Below are 17,176 nucleotides of genomic sequence, written 5' to 3'. Positions count from 1 at the left end.
CTCAGTCGTCCAAGGCACTGACCGCGATGCCGTAGGGCAGGAAGCGGACCTTCCGGGTCACGTCGGTGTTGTGCTGGTTGGCGCGCAGCGCGTCTATCTCGGTGGCGTAGACCTGCTCGACCCGGGCGCTGCCGTCCTCGGCGGTGGCGATCACGGCCCACACGCCGTCGCCGCTCTCCCCCGCCGTCTCCGGCTGGCGCTTGGGCCGCCGGGCATCGTCGAACAGCCCCGAGAAGGCGTCGCGCCCCGCAGTACCACCGACCAACCGGCCGATCATGTCCCGCGCTTCGCGGGCCAGGTCGTCGAACTCCCCCGGGCCGAAACCGAACGGGTTCTCATTACCTGCCATCACTGACTCCTCGAGCCGTAGGGACCCACCTGGTTCCAGTGTCCACGTCGCGCGCGTGTTCGGCCACTGTCCCGACGGCGAGATCATCCCGGACATCGGGTACATTTCGGTCACCACACCTTTGATCCAGGAGCAGACATGTCCTCGTCGCGCCGCATCCTCGCCACCGCCGCCACCGTCGGCCTCGCCGCCGTGCTCGCGCCCGTCGGCGCCGCCTCCGCCGCGCCGGGGGACGTCTTCGGCAGCGGCATGACGCAGACCGTCCACTGCATGTCTGACGGTGTGAACGTCAAGGGCGACCGCAACACCCTGTCGATCGTCGCCCACTGCGACCTGCTCATGGTCACCGGCAACGACAACGTGATCACCGTGACCAGCCCCCTGAAGACCCTCGTGGTGACCGGCCGCGACAACGTGGTCAAGTGCGAGTGGACCACCGGCACCACGGTCAGCGACAGGGGCTTCGGAAACACCGTCAAGTGCTGACGGAGATCAGTCGAGGCAGAACTCGTTTCCCTCGACGTCGGCCATGGTGAGGCAGGACTCGTTCACACCGTCCGCCTCCTGCAGGTAGAGGCGGGTCGCGCCGAGCTTCTCCAGTCGGGCGCCCTCGGCCTCCAGCGCCGCCAGGCGCTCGGCGCCCACCATGCCGGTGCCGGCGCGCACATCCAGGTGCACACGGTTCTTGACGGTCTTGCCCTCCGGGACGCGTTGGAAGAACAGTCGCGGGCCGACGCCGTTCGGGTCGACGCACGCGAACGCCGATCCGTGCGCCTCGGGCGGCAGCGACGCCTCGAAGGCGTCCCAATCGGCGAATCCCGGCGGGGGCGGCGGCACGACGTAGCCGAGCGCCTCGCACCAGAACAGCGCGACGCGCTTCGGGTCCGCACAATCGAAGGTGATCTGGATCTGCCTGACGGTCATGGGGGCAACCGTAGTCGGCACTGCGGTCGGTTCACGACCTGATTCCTGCCTTCGCGCCCCGTCGCCCCAGCGGTCCGCGACGTACCGTGCAGTGTGGTCCTGAACGTGCATCCCGAGATCGACGACGCCGTGCGCCGGTACCTCGCCACCGCCGACCGCCTCGTCCCCGGCGCGGTGACCGCCGCCGCGCTCGGCGGCTCCGTCGCGCTCGGCGCGTACCGCCCGGGTGCGAGCGACATCGACCTGATCGCCGCGGTCGACGACGCGTGGCGCGGCCGTTCCGACCTGATCCGCCGGCTGCGGCTGCTGCACCTGTCGCAGGTCCCGCGCGTGGCCGGCCGGGTCGCGCGCGGCCTCGGGTTCAGCGCCACCATCAACACGTCCTTCGTCTGGACCTCGGAGGTGCCCGATCCGGTGACGACGATCCAGCCGATCGCCTCGCACGTCGGCGAGATCTTCGACGCCCGTGGCGCTTTCGACGTCAACCCCGCGGTGTGGTCCGAGCTCGCCGCCGGTGGCGTCACGGTGCGCGGCCCGGCGCTCGAACAGTGGAACCTCGATCCCGAGCCCGCACGGTTGGTCGACTGGACCCGCGGGAATCTGCGCGACTACTGGCTACCGCTGGCGGACCGGACGGCGCGCGGTCGGCGGCCACTGACGCAAAGCCGAGTGGCCTGGTGCCTGACCGGCCCGGCGCGGATGCACGTCACGACCACGACCGGCACCGTCGTCAGTAAGGCCGACGGTGCGCGCCGGGCCCGGCAGAGCTTCCCCGAGCACGCGCCGATCCTCGGGGTCGCGCTCGCGCACGTCGCCGGGGCGGCGACGCCCACGGCCCCGCCGCCGGATCAGTGGCGAGCGCTCACCGTCGCGGCGATGCGGGAGATCATCGACGCGGCGTGAGCGCGGCGGTCACCAGCCGCGATGCAGGTCCACGACGGCGCGGCCGGTGTACTCACCTGCACGCAGTGCGTCGACGACGGCACCGATGCCGTCGATCCCGATGTCGTTGGCGACCAGGTCGAGGCGCTGGGGGCGCAAGCCGGATTCGATGCGCTGCCACAGGGCGCGCCGCTGCGCGATCGGCATGAGCACCGAGTCGATGCCCGCGAGGGTCACGCCGCGCAGGATGAACGGCAGGACCGTGGTCTGCAGTCCGGCACCCCCGGTCAGGCCGCTCGCGGCGACGGTGCCGCCGTACTGCAGGGTGCTGATCACGTCGGCGAGGGCCTTGCCGCCCACGCAGTCGACCGCGGCGGCCCACCGGCTCTTCCCGAGGGGACGGGGCTTGGCGTCGGGGTCGAGCGGGAGCCGCCCGATCACCTCGGCGGCGCCGAGCTCGCGAAGACGGTCGGCGGCGGCGGGCTTGCCCGACGAGGCGACCACGTCGTAGCCCAGGCCGGAGAGGAGATCGATGCTGGTGGAGCCGACTCCGCCGGTCGCGCCCGTGACCACGACGGGCCCGTCGGAGGGGACGATACCCGCGTCGACGACGGCGGCGACGCTCATCGCCGCGGTGAAGCCGGCGGTACCGATCGCGGCGGCCTCGCGGGTGCTCAGCGTGCTCAGCCGGACGGCCCAGTCGGCCGGGACGACGGCCTGTTCGGCGTAGCCGCCGTCGCGGGCGGTGCCGATCTCGTAGCCGTGCGCGACGACCCGGTCGCCCACGGCGAACTCGTCCGAGGTCGTTTCGACGACGGTGCCGGCGATGTCGATGCCGGGGACGATCGGGTACTGGCGCACCACGCCGCCGCCGGGGGTGAGGGCCAGCGCGTCCTTGAAATTCACACCGGAGAATTCGACGGCCACGCGCAGGTGCCCGGGCTCCAGCGCGACGGGATCGCGGGTCTCGACGCGCGAGGTCACGGCCTCGTCGGCGAGTTCGGCGATCAGTGCCCGGTACTGGGTCATCGTATTCTCCTGACGATCGGGTGCGTGTGCGGCGATGCTACGTCGGCGGGGCCTGGGCGCCCTACCGGAGCCCGTCGATCACCGCGTCGATCCGCCGCTCGCGCGTCTCCTCGCGTTTGGCCTCCGCGACGCCGCGCGCCGCCTCCTTGCGACGCGTGTAGCTGAGCGCGTCGAACGCGGAGCGCAGGCCCGCCGTCTCCAGCGCAGCGGCGAGAGCGCCGGGCAGCTCGACGGTGCGCTCGGCCTCATCGAGCTCGACGAGCGCCTCGACGGTGTCGCCGATCTCGACTCCGAGGTCCTTGCGAGCGGCCTTGGACAGGCCGATCAGGTTGCCCCCGCCCATGCCCGCCAGCCGAAGTCGCGCAGTGCGATCGCCGATGGTGACGCGCACGGCTGCGCGCTTCCCACCGCCGAGCTCCTCGACCTGGGCATCGGTCAACTCGATGGCCGTGGCCGGACCCACCGGCTCCAACGTGGTTCGTACGTGCAGTGCCATGCCTCTCATCGTCCCCGATCCGGCCCGCGTCGTCAGGCCGACGAGGGTGCGCCGCCGATGCCGACCTCGTTGCCGTCGGGATCGCGGAAGATCGCCTTGCGGACGCCGTTGTCGTAGACCTCCTCGGAATCGGGTCGCAGCCCGCGCTCCCCCGCAGCAGTGAGGAAGGCCGAGTAGTCGTCGAGGAACAGCGTCACCGAGGAGTGACCGGCGTGCTGCGGCAGCAGCTCGGCGTAGACGTGCACGTGCTCCCCCAGCGTCCATACGTGCTCGACGTCGTTGGGCGCGAACGCCTTCACATCGCCGAAGAGTATGTCGCCCCAGGCGATCGCCCGCGGCAGGTCGGTCACGGCGAGGCGTGCGAACAGGTCCATGTCCCCGTCCTCAGTGCACGGGAGTCGACGGGGCGGCACCGTCGGCCTTGGCGGGCAGGAACAAGGACGCGATGACGACCACGGCGCCCATCAGCGCGGCCGCGGTGAAGGCCCATTCGAGGCCACCGACGTACGCCTCCGGCTGCGGCGCGCCCGCCTCCGTCAGCTGCGTGGTGCGGTTGGACATGACCACGATGAGTGCGGCGGTCCCGATCGCGCCCGCGACCTGCTGCAGCGTGCCGAGCAGCGAGGAACCGTGCGAGTACAGGTGCTCCGGCAGGTCACCGAGGCCGACCGTGAAGACCGGGGTGAACACCGCGGCGAGGGAGACCATCAGCGCGATGTGCAGCGCGACGACGACGGCGTAGGGCGTGGTGGCTCCGATGCGGCCGAGCGCGGCCAGCGCGAGCACCATGCCGATCGCGCCGGGGATCACCACGGGACGGGCGCCCACTCGGTCGTAGAGCTTGCCGACCTGCGGGCCGAGCAGGCCCATCGCGAGGCCGCCCGGCATCACGAGCAGACCGGTTTGCAGCTCGGAGAGTCCGCGCAGTTCCTGCAGGTAGAGGGGAAGCAGGATCATCGAGCCGAGGAAGGCCATGAAGCCCGCGGTCATCAGCAGCAGTGAGACCGTGAAGGTGCGGTGGCGGAGCGCGCGCAGGTCGAGCAGCGGCATCTCCCGCCCCTGCAGGCGCACCTGGTAGGCCGCGAAGGCGGCGATGAGCAGCACGCCGGCGAGCACGGTGAGGACGGGTCCGGTCCACTCGCCGGTACCGATCTCGCTCAAGCCGTAGACGAGGCTGCCGAAGCCGCCCGCGGCGAGCGCGACGCTGACCCAGCTGACGGGCGTGTTCTCGGTCTCGCCGACGTTCTCCAACTGCCGCAGACCGGCGATGCCCACCAGCACCGCGATCGGGAGGACGAAGACGAAGATCAGCCGCCACGAGCCGAGGTGCAGGATCACGCCCGACACCGCCGGCCCGAGGGCGGGTGCGCACGACATGGCGAGGGTGACCTGCCCCATCACGCGGCCGCGGTCGCTCTCCGGGACGACGGTCATCAGCGTGGTCATCAGCAGCGGCATCATCACCGCGGTACCGCCGGCCTGGACCACCCGGGCCGCCAGCAGCACCTCGAACGTCGGAGCGGCTGCGGCAAGGGCGGTGCCGACGCTGAACGTCGCCATCGCCACCGCGTACGCGGTGCGGGTGCTCACGCGCTGCAGGAACCAGCCCGTCACCGGGATCACCGCGGCCATGGTGAGCATGAAGACGGTGGAGAGCCACTGCGCCGCGCGGGCGTCGACGTGGAAGTCGGTCATGAGGCGCGGGATCGCGTTGATCATGATCGTCTCGTTGAGGATCACGACGAACGTCGCCGCGACCAGTAGTTTGATCACCAACGGCGTGCGCCCGGCCGTGGCGGTCCGCTCGGCGGCGGGCTTCGTCAGGTCGGTGGTCGAGTGGTCCATCTGTTCAGTGTGCGGGGCCATGGTCGCTTCCTCATAGTCGTTTTCGGACGACCGGCGTTCGTCGCCGTCATCTGTACGACGAACCCCTGACACTTTTTTCGACATCGCTCGCCGATCGATTCCATGGATTTCGCATCCTGCGAGCACTCGAAGCCGAATACGGCCTCGGGTGCCCGGATTCTGCGGTTCTCACGGACGTCAGCGCTCTGGTGGTGTGCGGCTCGCGGGTCTACGGTCGAGGGATGAGCCGCCGTGCGGGAACAGCCAGCACCATGCCCCTGCAGGGGATGATGAATGCGGTGATACGCGTGCTACTGCGGGCGCCGGTGGCGTCGAGGTTCCTCGGCGAGCGCCTGCTCACGCTGTACGTGGTGGGGCGGAAATCGGGAAGGGTCTTCGAGGTGCCCGTCGCCTACACGAAGCACGACGGGCACCTTCTCGTCGGTTCCCCCTTCGCGTGGGGCAAGAACCTTCGCACCGGCGAACCGATCGAGGTTCAGCTCGCAGGGCGCCGCCGCACCGCCGACGTCCAGGTCGTTTCCGACGAGGCCGGTGTGGTCGAGCTGTACGGCGTGATCGCAGCCGACAACAAGAACTTCGCCTCGTTCAACGAAATCGGCGTGACCGCCGACGGCACCCCCGATCCCGACGACTTGCGCCGGGCTTTCGACGGCGGCGCGAAGGTCTTCATCCTCACGCCGCGCTGATCATCCCGCCCACGAGTCAGTAGGCTCGGTCCGGTGTTCACTGTTCTGCGCCGACTCTTCGGCATCGCCGTTGTCGTCGTCGTGATCATCGTGGCGGCGTCGAGCGCGTGGGTGCAGTGGGAGAGTCGCTCCCGCATCGCACCCGACGCCGCTCGGCAGTGGGTGATCGTGCTCGGGGATCGGGTGCACGACGGTGAGCCGTCGGTATATCTGCGCGAGCGGCTCGACACCGCGCTCACCGTGCTGCGGGAGAAGCGCGCCGAGCGCGTCCTGGTCTCCGGGCACGCCGCGTCCACCAAGGGCGACGAGGTCGCGGCGATGCGCGCGTATCTGATCGAGCGGGGCGTGGATCCGGCGACGATCACCGACGACCGCTTCGGCGTCACGACCTACAACACCTGCGCCCGCGCCACGACGGTGTTCGGCATCGACGAAGCGATCCTCGTGACGCAGGACTTCCACCTGCGCCGCGCGGTCGCGTTGTGTCGTTCCGAGGGCATCGACGCGGTCGGCGTCGAAGCCGGCTCGGATGCCGGCGTCTATCTCACTGTCCGCAACTGGGTCCGTGAGATCGGACTGTCGCGCCCGAAGGCCGCGCTCGACGCGCTCCGCGACCCCGGCCCGGGCACGCGCGACCGATGAGGAGATCGGGCGAGGCGAACTGGAACTGGTCGGAGACCGAGAAGCCGATCCCGGCCTGGGCCTTCCAGGCGGGGGCCGCCCGGAGCCGAACGGGGTGCGAGGCACCTCCGGCGAGTCACACGAGATGGGCGAAGCAGCCTTCGCCCGGCCGCCAGACCTCCCATGCGCCGTCCGGGAACCCACTGAGGAATCCGATCTCGACGCCCACCTGATCCTTCGCCGGATCGATATGCAGGGCACCGGTTTCCAATTCGATGCGGATCCCGGCGCCCACTCGCTCGACGGCTGAGCGCACGACGCCGGGAGTGAGCCTGCGCATCGCATCTGCGTACCCCGGGTCGGGCTCCCGCCACGTACGTCCGCCGTACTCGATCGTGGGCCACACGTCCACGTTGAACAGCACTGCCGCTCCGCTCGGCTCCCCGTCGAACTGCAGCTGGATGTAGTCGTTGACCACGAACGTCACCGCGTACATCCGCACGCCCACGAGGCGCGAGAGCAGCGAGTCGGGAACGGCGGACGTCACAGCGGGTTCCTTTCGCGAGTCAGCCGACCACGGAGCGGGCGATCGCGGCGATGCGTTTCTCGGTCGCTGCGTCGAGGGTCTCGAAGAACCACGCCGCGGGCATCAGCGCACCGTCCTCGCCGCCTGCGGGCCGGAAGTCCGCCTTCTCGGTGATCGCCAGGTTCAACCGGTCGTCGTTACGCAGCGTGATCAGCGCCGACGCGCCCGCCGACCTCGCGTACGCGGGCATTCCGTACCAGATCCGCGGCTTGAGAGTCGGCTCCGTCCTCATGATGACCTCGTGCACCCGCTGCATGAGCGTGCGGCGGGGCTCGTCCATCGCCGCGATCTTGTCGATGACCTGCGCCAGGTTCTTCTCGTCCTTCGACGACATGTCGTGTCCTCTCGTCAGCCGATGCCGTGCATCGGCGCGTGGAATTCGGCGCGCGAAGGCGCCGCACCCCATCCGGACATGTCCTGAGCGGCTCAAGCCTCTCCGCGATGATTCACGTGGTACTCACGTGGAAGTGCTGTCAGCGGCGCTGTGCCGCCACCGTCAGCGTACCGCGACGAGCGACGCCGTCCCGAGCCCCGCACCGCCTCGACCATCCGACGAGGCACCGCCGAGCACGGGCACGAGCGGAATACGCATTGCGATCCCACTGTTCCACTATTTGAGAAACCCCAGACAGAAGGCGACGATATGCGATCGGTTCCCCGTTCCAGCACCGATGTCAACGACCGCGACCGCTACAGCCTCGGTGAGCATGCCGAACTCGGCGACGTGCGGTGGCGGCGCGACTTCGATGCGGCGATGTCCGAGGCGAAGAAGCGGAACCTGCCCGTGCTCCTGTTGTTCCAGGAGATCCCCGGCTGTTCCACCTGCGTGAACTTCGGCCAGGGCGTTCTGGCGCACCCGCTGATGGTCGAGATGATCGAGTCGCACTTCGTGCCGTTGGCGATCTTCAACAACCGCGACGGTGCGGACGCCGAGATCCTGCGCCGGTTCAACGAGCCCGCCTGGAACAACCCGGTGGTCTACTTCCTGTCCCCCGACGGCGACGAGCTGATTCCCAAGCTGACCAACCGCTACGACCTGATCTCGCTGCACGACAAGATCACCGGCGCGCTCACGACGTCGGGGACGTCGGTTCCGGACTGGTTCGGGCTGTTCCGGGGCGACCTCCTGATCGAGGCCGGAATCGCGGAAGGTCGGCGCTACGAGACGCCGTGCTTCTGGTCCGGCGAGACCAGCCTGGCCCAGCTTCCCGGCGTCATCTCCACCGACGCCGGATGGATCGAGGGCGAGGAGGTCGTCGAGATCTACTTCGATCCGGCCGCGACCAGCGCGGACCAGCTCGATCGCCTGGCGCGCGCCGAGATCTTCCAGCACACGGACAAGCGGCCGTTCCGGCTCGACGCGCAGCCGCAGTTCTATCTCGCGAAGACCCCGTGGCGCTCCGTTCCCATGACCCGGGCGCAGCGCACGCGGATCAACCTCGAGGTGGCGTATGGGCGGGACCCGTCGCGGTACCTGAGCCCTCGCCAGCTCCAGGGGTTGGACGGCTCCGTCGCGGACGCCGACCGTGACCCCGTCGGCTATCGGCGCGACGAGGCCTTCCGCCTGCGGTAGCCCGACCTCAGTGGTCGTGCTGCATGTGCTCGGTGACCCCGAGTACATGCAGCAGCGCGTCGGGATCGAGTTGGAAGTCGGCGAAGACGATCTCGCCGGCCGGGTTGATGACCGTGAACCACGGGGTTCCCCCGGTCCGGTAGTCGTGCATGAAGGTCGGCAGATCCTGGCCCTCCGGCGGGACGTCCTGCCCGAACGGGACCGCCAGGCCGTACTTCTCCTGATCGATCCGCAGCTTGTCCGACGTGTTCTCCTCGGCGCCCTCGAAGACCGTCTGGATCACGGCGATACCGACGCCCGTGCCGGCGAGCCGGTCGTACAGGTAGCGCAGCGTCGGGAAGCCGTGCGAGTGGCACCCCGGGCACCAGTGCTGGAAACAGAAGATGATCTTGTACCCGTCGCCCAGGTCCCCGAGGCGCACCGGGCGTTCGAGCGGCTGCCCGTCGGGACCGATCCACTCGTCGACCCGCAGCTCCGGCGCTCTCCGCCGCTCGTCAGTGCTCATGACCGCCTCATCCCGTCCGGTTCAGCCGTTCGACCGCTCGTCGCTGTGCGCGTTGCGGTCGCACAAGCCTATCCCCGGCACCTAGACGTTGAAGCGGAACTCCACCACGTCACCGTCGGACATGACGTAGTCCTTGCCCTCCATGCGGACCTTGCCCGCGGCCTTGGCGGCGGCCATGGTGCCGTTGGCGTCGAGGTCGGCGAAGGAGACGATCTCGGCCTTGATGAAGCCCTTCTCGAAGTCGGTGTGGATCACGCCGGCGGCCTTGGGGGCGGTGTCGCCCTTGCGGATCGTCCAGGCGCGCGACTCCTTGGGGCCGGCGGTGAGGTAGGTCTGCAGGCCCAGGGTGTGGAAGCCGGCGCGGGCGAGCGAATCCAGGCCCGGCTCGTCCTGTCCGATGGACTCGAGCATCTCGGCCTGGTCCTCGGGGTCGAGCTCGAGCAGCTCGGACTCGATCTTGGCGTCGAGGAAGACGGAATCGGCGGGCGCGACGGCGGCGGCCAGCTCCTCCCGCCGCGCGGGGTCGGTGAGCACGCCCTCGTCGGCGTTGAAGACGTAGAGGAAGGGCTTCGCGGTCATCAGGTGCAGTTCACGGATCGGCGCGGTGTCGAAACCGGCGGAGAACAGCGTCTTGCCGTCCTCGAGCACGAGCTGCGCGGCCTTGGTGGCCTCGAGGGTCTCGACCAGCTCCTTGTTCTTGCGCGCGTCCTTCTCGAGCCGGGGCAGGGCCTTCTCGATGGTCTGCAGGTCGGCGAGGATCAGCTCGGTGGCGACGGTCTCGATGTCGGCGAGCGGGTCGACCTTGCCGGCCACGTGCACGACGTCCTCGTCGGAGAAGACGCGCACCACCTGGCAGATCGCGTCGGCCTCGCGGATGTTGGAGAGGAACTGGTTGCCCATGCCCTCGCCCTCGGACGCGCCCTTGACGATGCCGGCGATGTCGACGAAGGACACCGTCGCGGGGAGGATGCGCTCCGAGCCGAAGATCTCGGCGAGACGGTTCAGGCGCGGGTCCGGCAGGTTGACCACGCCGACGTTCGGCTCGATGGTGGCGAACGGGTAGTTCGCCGCCTCCACCTCACTGTTGGTGAGGGCGTTGAACAGGGTGGACTTGCCGACGTTGGGCAGTCCGACGATTCCGAGGGTAAGGCTCACGGGGCCTCATTCTACGTGGTCGCACCTGCGCCTCCCGACGGCGCGGGACGTGCACTTCCCGACGGTGCGGTCCGCCCTCACCCGGTCAGGCCCGCACCGTCGGAAAGTTCTCCGGGTCAGCGGTAGAGGCTGCCCGCGATCTGGGGATCGTCCAGGTTGGTCTTGTCGTACCAGTAGAAGCCGGTGTCGATGTTCTTGGGCAGCGACTCGCCCTTGATCGCCTTCACCGCCGCCGCCACGGTCTCGCGGCCGATGCCCACCGGGTTCTGGGTGATGGCGCCGGCCATCAGCCCGGAGCGGATGGCGTCGATCTGCGCCGCGCCCGAGTCGAAGCCGACGATCTTGAGCCCGCTCTTCCCGCTGCGCTGGGCGGCGTTGACGATGCCCGTCGCCGCGCCCTCGTTGGTGCCGTACAGGCCGACCATGTTCGGATGCGCCTGCAGCATCGTGGCCGCGAGGTCCGCCGCCTTCGCCGGGTCGCCGCCGTACTGGACGTCGACGATCGTGATGCCGGGCGCGTTGGCCTTGATCCAGTCCAGGAAGCCGTCGCGCCGGTCCACGCCCGTCTTCGACGTCTGATCGTGCGCGACGACGCCGATCTCACCGGTGCCGCCGACGAGCTCGGCCATGCGCTTGGCGGCCTCGGCCGCCGCGGCCTTGTTGTCCGTCGACGCGGTGGTCACCGGGATGTCGCTGTCGACGCCGGAGTCGAAGGCGACGACCGGGATGCCTTTGTCCTTGGCCTGCTGCAGGATCGGTGCGACCGCTGCCGAATCGAGGGCGGCGATCGCGATCGCCGACGGGTTCCGATCGAGCGCGGTCTGCAGCAACTGCACCTGCTTCTCGACCTGTGTCTCGTTGTCCGGCCCCTCGAAGGTGATGGTCTTACCCATCTCCTTCGCCGCGTCCTCGGCCCCCTTGTTGACGGCCTTCCAGAACTGGTGCTGGTACCCCTTCGAGATGATGGCGATCTGCCCGTCACCGTCCGACGAACCGCCGCTGGAACACGCGGTCGCCGTACCGACCATCGCGATCGCCGCGACGGTCACCGTCGCCGCCCGGAACACGCCCCGGAGGGGCGAGGAAGCCTTCATGAACACGCGATTCTCCTTGCGGTAGGGAGGAACGACGGTGCCGGCGGGCGCCGGCTCGTCAGGATCGTTTGCGGACGATGTCGATGTAGACGGCGACGAGGATCACCACGCCGACCGCGATGGACTGCCACTCCTGCGGGATCGACATGATCCGCAGGCCGTTCGTGAGCACGCTCATGATGAGGATCCCGATCACCGTGCCGGTGATCGTGCCGCGGCCGCCGGCCAGGGACGTACCGCCGATCACCACCGCGGCGATGGCCTCGAGCTCCAGGCCCTGCCCGCCGGTGGGTTGCGCGGAGTTCAGCCGCGCGGCGGCGAGCACACCGGCCAGGCCGACGAAGAAGCCGGAGAAGGTGTAGACGACCACCTTCCAGTTCTTGACGTTCACGCCGGAGAGCCGGGTCGCCTCCTCGTTACTGCCGATCGCGTACGCGTAACGGCCCAGCTTCGTCTTCGCGAGCACGATGCCGGCGATCACCGCCATCAACGCCAGCAGCAACACGCTGACGGGGATGCGTGCGCCCGGGACCAAGGACTTGTTGGCGAGGGCGCTGAACCCCTCGACCGACGTGAACCGGATCGGCTCGGTGCCCGAGATCACCAGCGACGCACCGATCGTCACCAACATCATCGCCAATGTCGCGATGAACGGCGGTATCCCGAGGTAGGCGACGACGATGCCGTTGACGAGGCCCACGAACGCACCGAACAGGACGCCGCCGATCACGCCCACCCACAGGGGCAGGTTCCAGTGCACGAGGAAGACGCCGGTCATGATGCCCGACAGGATCATCGCCGTGCCGATCGACAGGTCGATGCCGCCGGTGATGATCACGATGGTGGTGCCGAGGGCGAGCAGACCGATCGTCACCGAGGCGACGAGAATGCCCGTGAGATTGCCGGCCGTCAGGAAGTTCGGGCTCGCGAGCGAGAAGAACACGACGATCACGATCAGACTGACGAAGGCCAGGAACTGCTGCATCTGCCCACGGATCCAGGAGGTCAGCGCGAACCCTCCGCGACTGTCCTGGTCGGGCGTGGGCGGCGCGGCGGTCGCGGTCATCCCTTCACCGCCGTCTCGTGGAACCGGGTGGCGTTCTCCATGATCGTCTCCTGAGTCGCTTCGTCGCTGTCGAGAATGGTGGCGAGGCGGCCCTCGCCCATCACCGCGATGCGGTGCGAGAGTCGCAGCACTTCGGGCAGGTCGCTGGAGATGACCATGATCGCTTTGCCGGACTCCGCGAGTTGCTCGAGCAGTCGGTAGATCTCGTCCTTGGCTCCGACGTCGATACCGCGCGTGGGCTCGTCGACGATGAGGATGTCGCAGTCGCGGGCGAGCCACTTCCCGATGATGACCTTCTGCTGATTGCCGCCCGAGAGGTTGCGCACGGCCTGCCGGATCGACGGGGTCTTGATCCGGAGCCGGGAGACCATGTCGTCCGCGAGGTCGCTCAGCTCGCCGTCGCGGATCACGCCGAACGTCGAATGCGCGTCCAGCGACGACAGTGCGATGTTGTCGCGGACCGACTGATCGACGACGGCTCCGAACCGCTTGCGGTCCTCCGAGAGGTAGCCGATACCGAGGGCGGCCGCGGCCGCCGGCGAGTCGATCGTCCGCTCGACCCCCTTCACCTCGATCCGGCCGGCCGTGATCGGGTCCGCGCCGACGATCGCGCGCGCGAGCTCGGTGCGGCCGGCCCCCATGAGCCCGGCGAAACCGAGGATCTCCCCGCGGTGCAGATCGAACGAGATGTCGTGCAGGGGATGCGCACTGCTCAGACCGTCGACCGTGAGGACGACTTCGCCCTGGCGCTCCGGCACCGTCGGCCGTTGCTCGTCGACGACCTCGCGTCCGACCATCAGCTCGATGATCTCGCGCATCGGCGTCGTCGCCGTGGGTCGCTCGCCGACGTTGGCGCCGTCGCGGAGCACGACGATCCGGTCGGAGATCAGGGCCAGCTCGTCCATGCGATGGGAGATGTAGACGACGCCGGTCTCGTCCGTGACGAAGCGTCCGATCAGGTCGAAAAGCGTGCGCACCTCTGCCTCGTTGAGGGCGGCGGTCGGCTCGTCGAGGATCAGCAGGCGCGCATCCTCGGACAGGGCGCGGGCGATCTCGACCATCTGCTGCTTTCCCACGGTCAGGTCTCGGACGCGCGCCGTGGGATCGATGACCATGCCGAGCCGTTCGAGCAGGGCCGTGGTGTCGCGGACCGCGCCGCGGCCGTCGACGATGCCGAAGCGAGTGCGCTCGCGGCCCAGGGTGATGTTCTGGGCGACCGTCAGGTCCGGCACCAGCCCCAGCTCCTGGTGGATGATGCTCACTCCGAGCGATCGCGCCTGCGCGGGCGAGGTCAGTTCCACCGGGGCACCGTCGATCTCGATGACTCCCTCGTCGGGCGATTCGACGCCACTGAGCAACTTCATGAGCGTCGACTTGCCGGCGCCGTTCTCTCCTACGAGCGCCACGCGCTCCCCCGCGAACACGGTGAGGTCGACTCGATCGAGCGCGACGACTCCGGGGAACCGCTTGGTCACCCCACTCATGCGGATCAGGGGAACCCGCCCCGTGGCCGATGCGCCACGGTCCCGCGACGTCGCTTCCGCGCTCATCCACTCTCCGCTCGATCCGGGTGCCGACTCGACGGTGCCCTCGCCCTGCTCTCACCGCGGCAACCACTCTCTGTGTGCGCTAAGTCACAATAGACATCGGATGTTTGTGCGTCAATAGCTCCGTCGAATCGAGGAATCGCATCGAAAACAGGCCATATCCCATCAACACATCAGATGTTCCGGGCATCTACCGCGGCCGGACCGCCGTCGTACCAGCGGTCCTCCCCCCGGACCAACGACACCGATTCCGCGACGCCCACGGCATCCGGGTGAAACGATGATCCGTGCGAACCACCACCGTGGCGTACAGATCCCAGGAGGCCTCGTGTCAGCTCCCACCGCTCCGTCGACCACGGAGACCGACGGCGACATCACCTACGTCCGCACGGACCCCGCGTTGCCGCCCGTCGCGATCATCGATCGCAGCCCCATCACCACCAAGCACAAGGTGATCTTCGGCGTGATCGCGCTCGTCGGCGCGGTCGCCTGGGCGATGATCGCCTTCGCCCGCGGGGAAACCGTGAACGCGGTGTGGTTCGTCCTGGCCGCGATCTGCACCTACGTGGTGGGTTATCGCTTCTACGCGCGCCTGATCGAGCTGAAGGTGGTGCGGCCGAGGGACGATCACGCGACTCCCGCGGAAGTACTCGACAACGGCACGGACTACATGCCCACCGATCGGCGCGTGCTGTTCGGCCATCACTTCGCCGCCATCGCCGGCGCCGGCCCGCTGGTGGGCCCCGTGCTCGCCGCGCAGATGGGCTACCTGCCGGGCACGATCTGGATCATCGTGGGCGCGCTGGTCGCCGGCTGCGTGCAGGACTACCTGGTGCTCTGGGTCGCCACGCGTCGCCGTGGCCGCTCGCTCGGCCAGATGATCCGCGACGAGCTCGGCCCGATCGGCGGCGCGGCCGCCATCATCGGCATCGCCGCGATCATGACGATCCTCATCGCCGTGCTCGCGCTGGTCGTGGTGCAGGCGCTGGGCCACAGCCCGTGGGGCGTGTTCTCCATCGCCGCCACCATCCCCATCGCCCTGTTCATGGGCGTCTACCTCCGCTTCCTGCGCCCCGGCCGGGTCTCCGAGGTCTCGCTCATCGGCTGCGTGCTGCTCCTCGCCGCAGTGATCGGCGGCCGCTACGTGGGCGAGAGCGGTTGGGGTCAGGAGCTGTTCACGCTCACGCCGGTCCAGCTGAGCTGGGCGATCATCATCTACGGCTTCGCCGCCTCCGTGCTGCCGGTGTGGCTGCTGCTGGCCCCGCGCGACTACCTCTCGACGTTCATGAAGGTCGGCACCATCGTGCTGCTGGCCGTCGGCATCCTCATCGCGCGCCCGCTCATGGAGGCGCCGGCGGTCTCCGACTTCGCCACCCGCGGCGACGGTCCCGTCTTCGCCGGATCGCTCTTCCCCTTCCTGTTCATCACCATCGCCTGCGGCGCCCTCTCCGGCTTCCACTCCCTGGTCAGCTCCGGCACCACGCCGAAGCTGCTGGAGAAGGAGGGGCAGATGCGGCTGATCGGCTACGGCGGCATGCTCACCGAGTCCTTCGTCGCGATCATGGCGCTCATCACCGCGTCGATCATCAACCAGCACTTCTACTTCGCCATGAACGCCCCGGTCGCGAAGACGGGTGGCACCGCGGAGACCGCGGCGACGTACGTCAATTCGCTGGGCCTGAGCGGCGATCCGATCACCGGGCAGCAGCTCTCCCAGGCGGCGAAGGACATCGGCGAGGAGTCGATCGTCTCCCGCACCGGCGGCGCCCCGACACTGGCCTTCGGCATGTCCGAGGTGCTGCATCAGGTCTTCGGCGGATCGGGCATGAAATCGTTCTGGTACCACTTCGCGATCATGTTCGAGGCGCTGTTCATCCTCACCACCGTCGACGCCGGTACCCGCGTCGCACGCTTCCTCGTCTCCGACGCCCTGAGCAACCTGGGCGGGCCGTTCCAGCGCCTCAAGGATCCCAGCTGGCGCGTCGGCGCGTGGGTCGCCTCACTGCTGGTCGTGGCCGCGTGGGGCAGCATCCTGCTCATGGGCGTGACCGATCCGCTCGGCGGCATCAACACGCTCTTCCCGCTGTTCGGCATCGCCAACCAACTCCTGGCCGCGATGGCGCTCACGGTGGTCGTCGTCGTGGTGGTCAAGAAGGGTTACTACAAGTGGGTGTGGATTCCTGCGGTACCGCTGGTCTGGGATCTCATCATCACGATGACGGCGTCGTGGCAGAAGATCTTCAGTTCCGATCCCGCCGTGGGCTACTGGAAGCAGCACAGCAACTTCAAGGCGGCCGCCGAGGCCGGGAAGTCGTCGTTCGGCTCGGCGAAGACTCCGGAGGCCATCGATGCGGTGGTCCGCAACACCTTCATCCAGGGCACCCTGTCGATCGTCTTCGCGATCATGGTGCTCATCGTGGTCGTGATGGGGGTCTGGACGATCTACCGCACGGTCACGGGCAACGGTCGCCCGCTCACCGAGGAGGAACCGGTGCCCAGCAAGCTGTTCGCACCGAGCGGCCTGATCCCCACCCCCGCGGAGAGGAAGGTGCAGGAGCAATGGGACGCCCTGGGCGTGAGCCGATCATCCGGGCACTGAGGGCGATCCGCTGGTACGTGGGCTCGATCATGGGCGACAACCACTACCAGCGGTACGTCGAGCACCGTCGCGCGACGCATCCGGGCGAACCGGTGATGACCGAGCGGGAGTACTGGAAGGCCCGGCACGACGGCGCGACGGTGAGCGCCCGCTGCTGCTGAGCGCCGGCGCCACGGTGGTGTCCGAAAGCCGCTAGCG

General features: G+C 68.8%; 20 protein-coding genes. 7 read left to right on the top strand and 13 right to left on the bottom strand.

From position 1 onward, the window contains the following. Position 1: 1 nt before the first annotated feature. Positions 2-349, bottom strand: a complete 348-nt coding sequence (locus BLQ62_RS06795) for a hypothetical protein (RefSeq protein ID WP_068532633.1) — start codon at positions 347-349, stop codon at positions 2-4. Positions 350-487: 138 nt separating this feature from the next. On the opposite strand from BLQ62_RS06795, the gene BLQ62_RS06790 reads away from it, so the two are divergent. Further along, complete coding sequence (locus tag BLQ62_RS06790; protein ID WP_068566594.1) at positions 488-835, top strand: DUF3060 domain-containing protein; 348 nt, start codon at positions 488-490, stop codon at positions 833-835. Between the two features lie 6 nt (positions 836-841). Here BLQ62_RS06790 and BLQ62_RS06785 read toward each other — a convergent pair whose 3' ends face one another. Next, complete coding sequence (locus tag BLQ62_RS06785) at positions 842-1,273, bottom strand: VOC family protein (protein WP_068532637.1); 432 nt, start codon at positions 1,271-1,273, stop codon at positions 842-844. 93 nt (positions 1,274-1,366) lie between these two features. On the opposite strand from BLQ62_RS06785, the gene BLQ62_RS06780 reads away from it, so the two are divergent. After that, on the top strand, positions 1,367-2,176 hold the full coding sequence (locus tag BLQ62_RS06780; RefSeq protein WP_068566596.1) for a nucleotidyltransferase domain-containing protein: 810 nt from the start codon (positions 1,367-1,369) through the stop codon (positions 2,174-2,176). Between the two features lie 9 nt (positions 2,177-2,185). On the opposite strand, the gene BLQ62_RS06775 is transcribed toward BLQ62_RS06780, so the two are convergent. From BLQ62_RS06775 to BLQ62_RS06760, 4 genes are all read right to left on the bottom strand, one after another. Continuing rightward, the gene (locus BLQ62_RS06775) at positions 2,186-3,184 is read right to left on the bottom strand and encodes an acrylyl-CoA reductase family protein (protein WP_068566598.1); all 999 of its coding nucleotides are present in this window, start codon (positions 3,182-3,184) and stop codon (positions 2,186-2,188) included. Between the two features lie 61 nt (positions 3,185-3,245). Beyond that, the gene (locus BLQ62_RS06770) at positions 3,246-3,680 is read right to left on the bottom strand and encodes a YdeI/OmpD-associated family protein (RefSeq protein ID WP_068566600.1); all 435 of its coding nucleotides are present in this window, start codon (positions 3,678-3,680) and stop codon (positions 3,246-3,248) included. 32 nt (positions 3,681-3,712) lie between these two features. Beyond that, positions 3,713-4,054, bottom strand: a complete 342-nt coding sequence (locus tag BLQ62_RS06765) for a VOC family protein (protein ID WP_068532644.1) — start codon at positions 4,052-4,054, stop codon at positions 3,713-3,715. 10 nt (positions 4,055-4,064) lie between these two features. Continuing rightward, a complete protein-coding gene (locus BLQ62_RS06760; RefSeq protein WP_082756613.1) occupies positions 4,065-5,546 on the bottom strand; it encodes an MDR family MFS transporter in 1,482 nt (493 codons plus the stop codon). A 221-nt stretch (positions 5,547-5,767) separates the two neighbouring features. On the opposite strand from BLQ62_RS06760, the gene BLQ62_RS06755 reads away from it, so the two are divergent. Both BLQ62_RS06755 and BLQ62_RS06750 read left to right on the top strand, forming a co-directional pair. Then, entirely contained in the window at positions 5,768-6,232 is a 465-nt protein-coding gene (locus tag BLQ62_RS06755; protein ID WP_231857640.1) for a nitroreductase/quinone reductase family protein, read from the top strand. Between the two features lie 33 nt (positions 6,233-6,265). Beyond that, a complete protein-coding gene (locus tag BLQ62_RS06750; RefSeq protein ID WP_082756615.1) occupies positions 6,266-6,874 on the top strand; it encodes a SanA/YdcF family protein in 609 nt (202 codons plus the stop codon). A gap of 115 nt (positions 6,875-6,989) precedes the next feature. Here the strand turns inward: BLQ62_RS06750 and BLQ62_RS06745 are convergent, their stop codons facing one another. Further along, positions 6,990-7,400, bottom strand: coding sequence for a hypothetical protein (locus tag BLQ62_RS06745; RefSeq protein ID WP_197467301.1), 411 nt, complete (start codon positions 7,398-7,400; stop codon positions 6,990-6,992). Positions 7,401-7,419: 19 nt separating this feature from the next. Then, positions 7,420-7,773, bottom strand: coding sequence for a hypothetical protein (locus BLQ62_RS06740; protein ID WP_068566601.1), 354 nt, complete (start codon positions 7,771-7,773; stop codon positions 7,420-7,422). A gap of 309 nt (positions 7,774-8,082) precedes the next feature. Between BLQ62_RS06740 and BLQ62_RS06735 the strand changes: the two genes are divergently transcribed. Then, complete coding sequence (locus BLQ62_RS06735; RefSeq protein WP_068566603.1) at positions 8,083-9,012, top strand: VPGUxxT family thioredoxin-like (seleno)protein, type 2; 930 nt, start codon at positions 8,083-8,085, stop codon at positions 9,010-9,012. 7 nt (positions 9,013-9,019) lie between these two features. Here the strand turns inward: BLQ62_RS06735 and BLQ62_RS06730 are convergent, their stop codons facing one another. The 5 genes from BLQ62_RS06730 to BLQ62_RS06710 all read right to left on the bottom strand — a co-directional run bounded on the left by BLQ62_RS06730 (position 9,020) and on the right by BLQ62_RS06710 (position 14,316). After that, positions 9,020-9,517 (bottom strand): peroxiredoxin family protein, encoded by a 498-nt coding sequence (locus BLQ62_RS06730; RefSeq protein ID WP_068532662.1) that lies wholly within the window; start codon positions 9,515-9,517, stop codon positions 9,020-9,022. An 81-nt stretch (positions 9,518-9,598) separates the two neighbouring features. Beyond that, entirely contained in the window at positions 9,599-10,672 is a 1,074-nt protein-coding gene (gene ychF, locus BLQ62_RS06725) for a redox-regulated ATPase YchF (protein WP_068566605.1), read from the bottom strand. A 116-nt stretch (positions 10,673-10,788) separates the two neighbouring features. Next, positions 10,789-11,766 (bottom strand): ABC transporter substrate-binding protein, encoded by a 978-nt coding sequence (locus BLQ62_RS06720; protein ID WP_068567344.1) that lies wholly within the window; start codon positions 11,764-11,766, stop codon positions 10,789-10,791. A gap of 58 nt (positions 11,767-11,824) precedes the next feature. Further along, positions 11,825-12,832, bottom strand: a complete 1,008-nt coding sequence (locus BLQ62_RS06715) for an ABC transporter permease (protein ID WP_068566607.1) — start codon at positions 12,830-12,832, stop codon at positions 11,825-11,827. Further along, entirely contained in the window at positions 12,829-14,316 is a 1,488-nt protein-coding gene (locus BLQ62_RS06710; protein ID WP_231857641.1) for a sugar ABC transporter ATP-binding protein, read from the bottom strand. Before BLQ62_RS06710 ends, BLQ62_RS06715 begins: the two co-directional genes overlap by 4 nt. 391 nt (positions 14,317-14,707) lie before the next feature. On the opposite strand from BLQ62_RS06710, the gene BLQ62_RS06705 reads away from it, so the two are divergent. Together BLQ62_RS06705 and BLQ62_RS06700 are read left to right on the top strand one after the other, a co-directional pair. Beyond that, positions 14,708-16,978 carry a carbon starvation CstA family protein gene (locus BLQ62_RS06705; RefSeq protein ID WP_068566611.1) on the top strand — a complete coding sequence of 757 codons (2,271 nt, stop codon included), beginning with the start codon at positions 14,708-14,710 and terminating at the stop codon, positions 16,976-16,978. After that, entirely contained in the window at positions 16,939-17,139 is a 201-nt protein-coding gene (locus BLQ62_RS06700) for a YbdD/YjiX family protein (protein ID WP_082756616.1), read from the top strand. The genes BLQ62_RS06705 and BLQ62_RS06700 overlap by 40 nt, the downstream gene beginning before the upstream one ends. The last annotated feature ends 37 nt before the right edge of the window (positions 17,140-17,176 follow it).

The sequence above is a fragment of the Tsukamurella pulmonis genome (assembly GCF_900103175.1).
Taxonomy (GTDB): Bacteria; Actinomycetota; Actinomycetes; order Mycobacteriales; family Mycobacteriaceae; genus Tsukamurella; species Tsukamurella pulmonis.
This window is presented reverse-complemented; position numbering and strand designations above follow the sequence as displayed.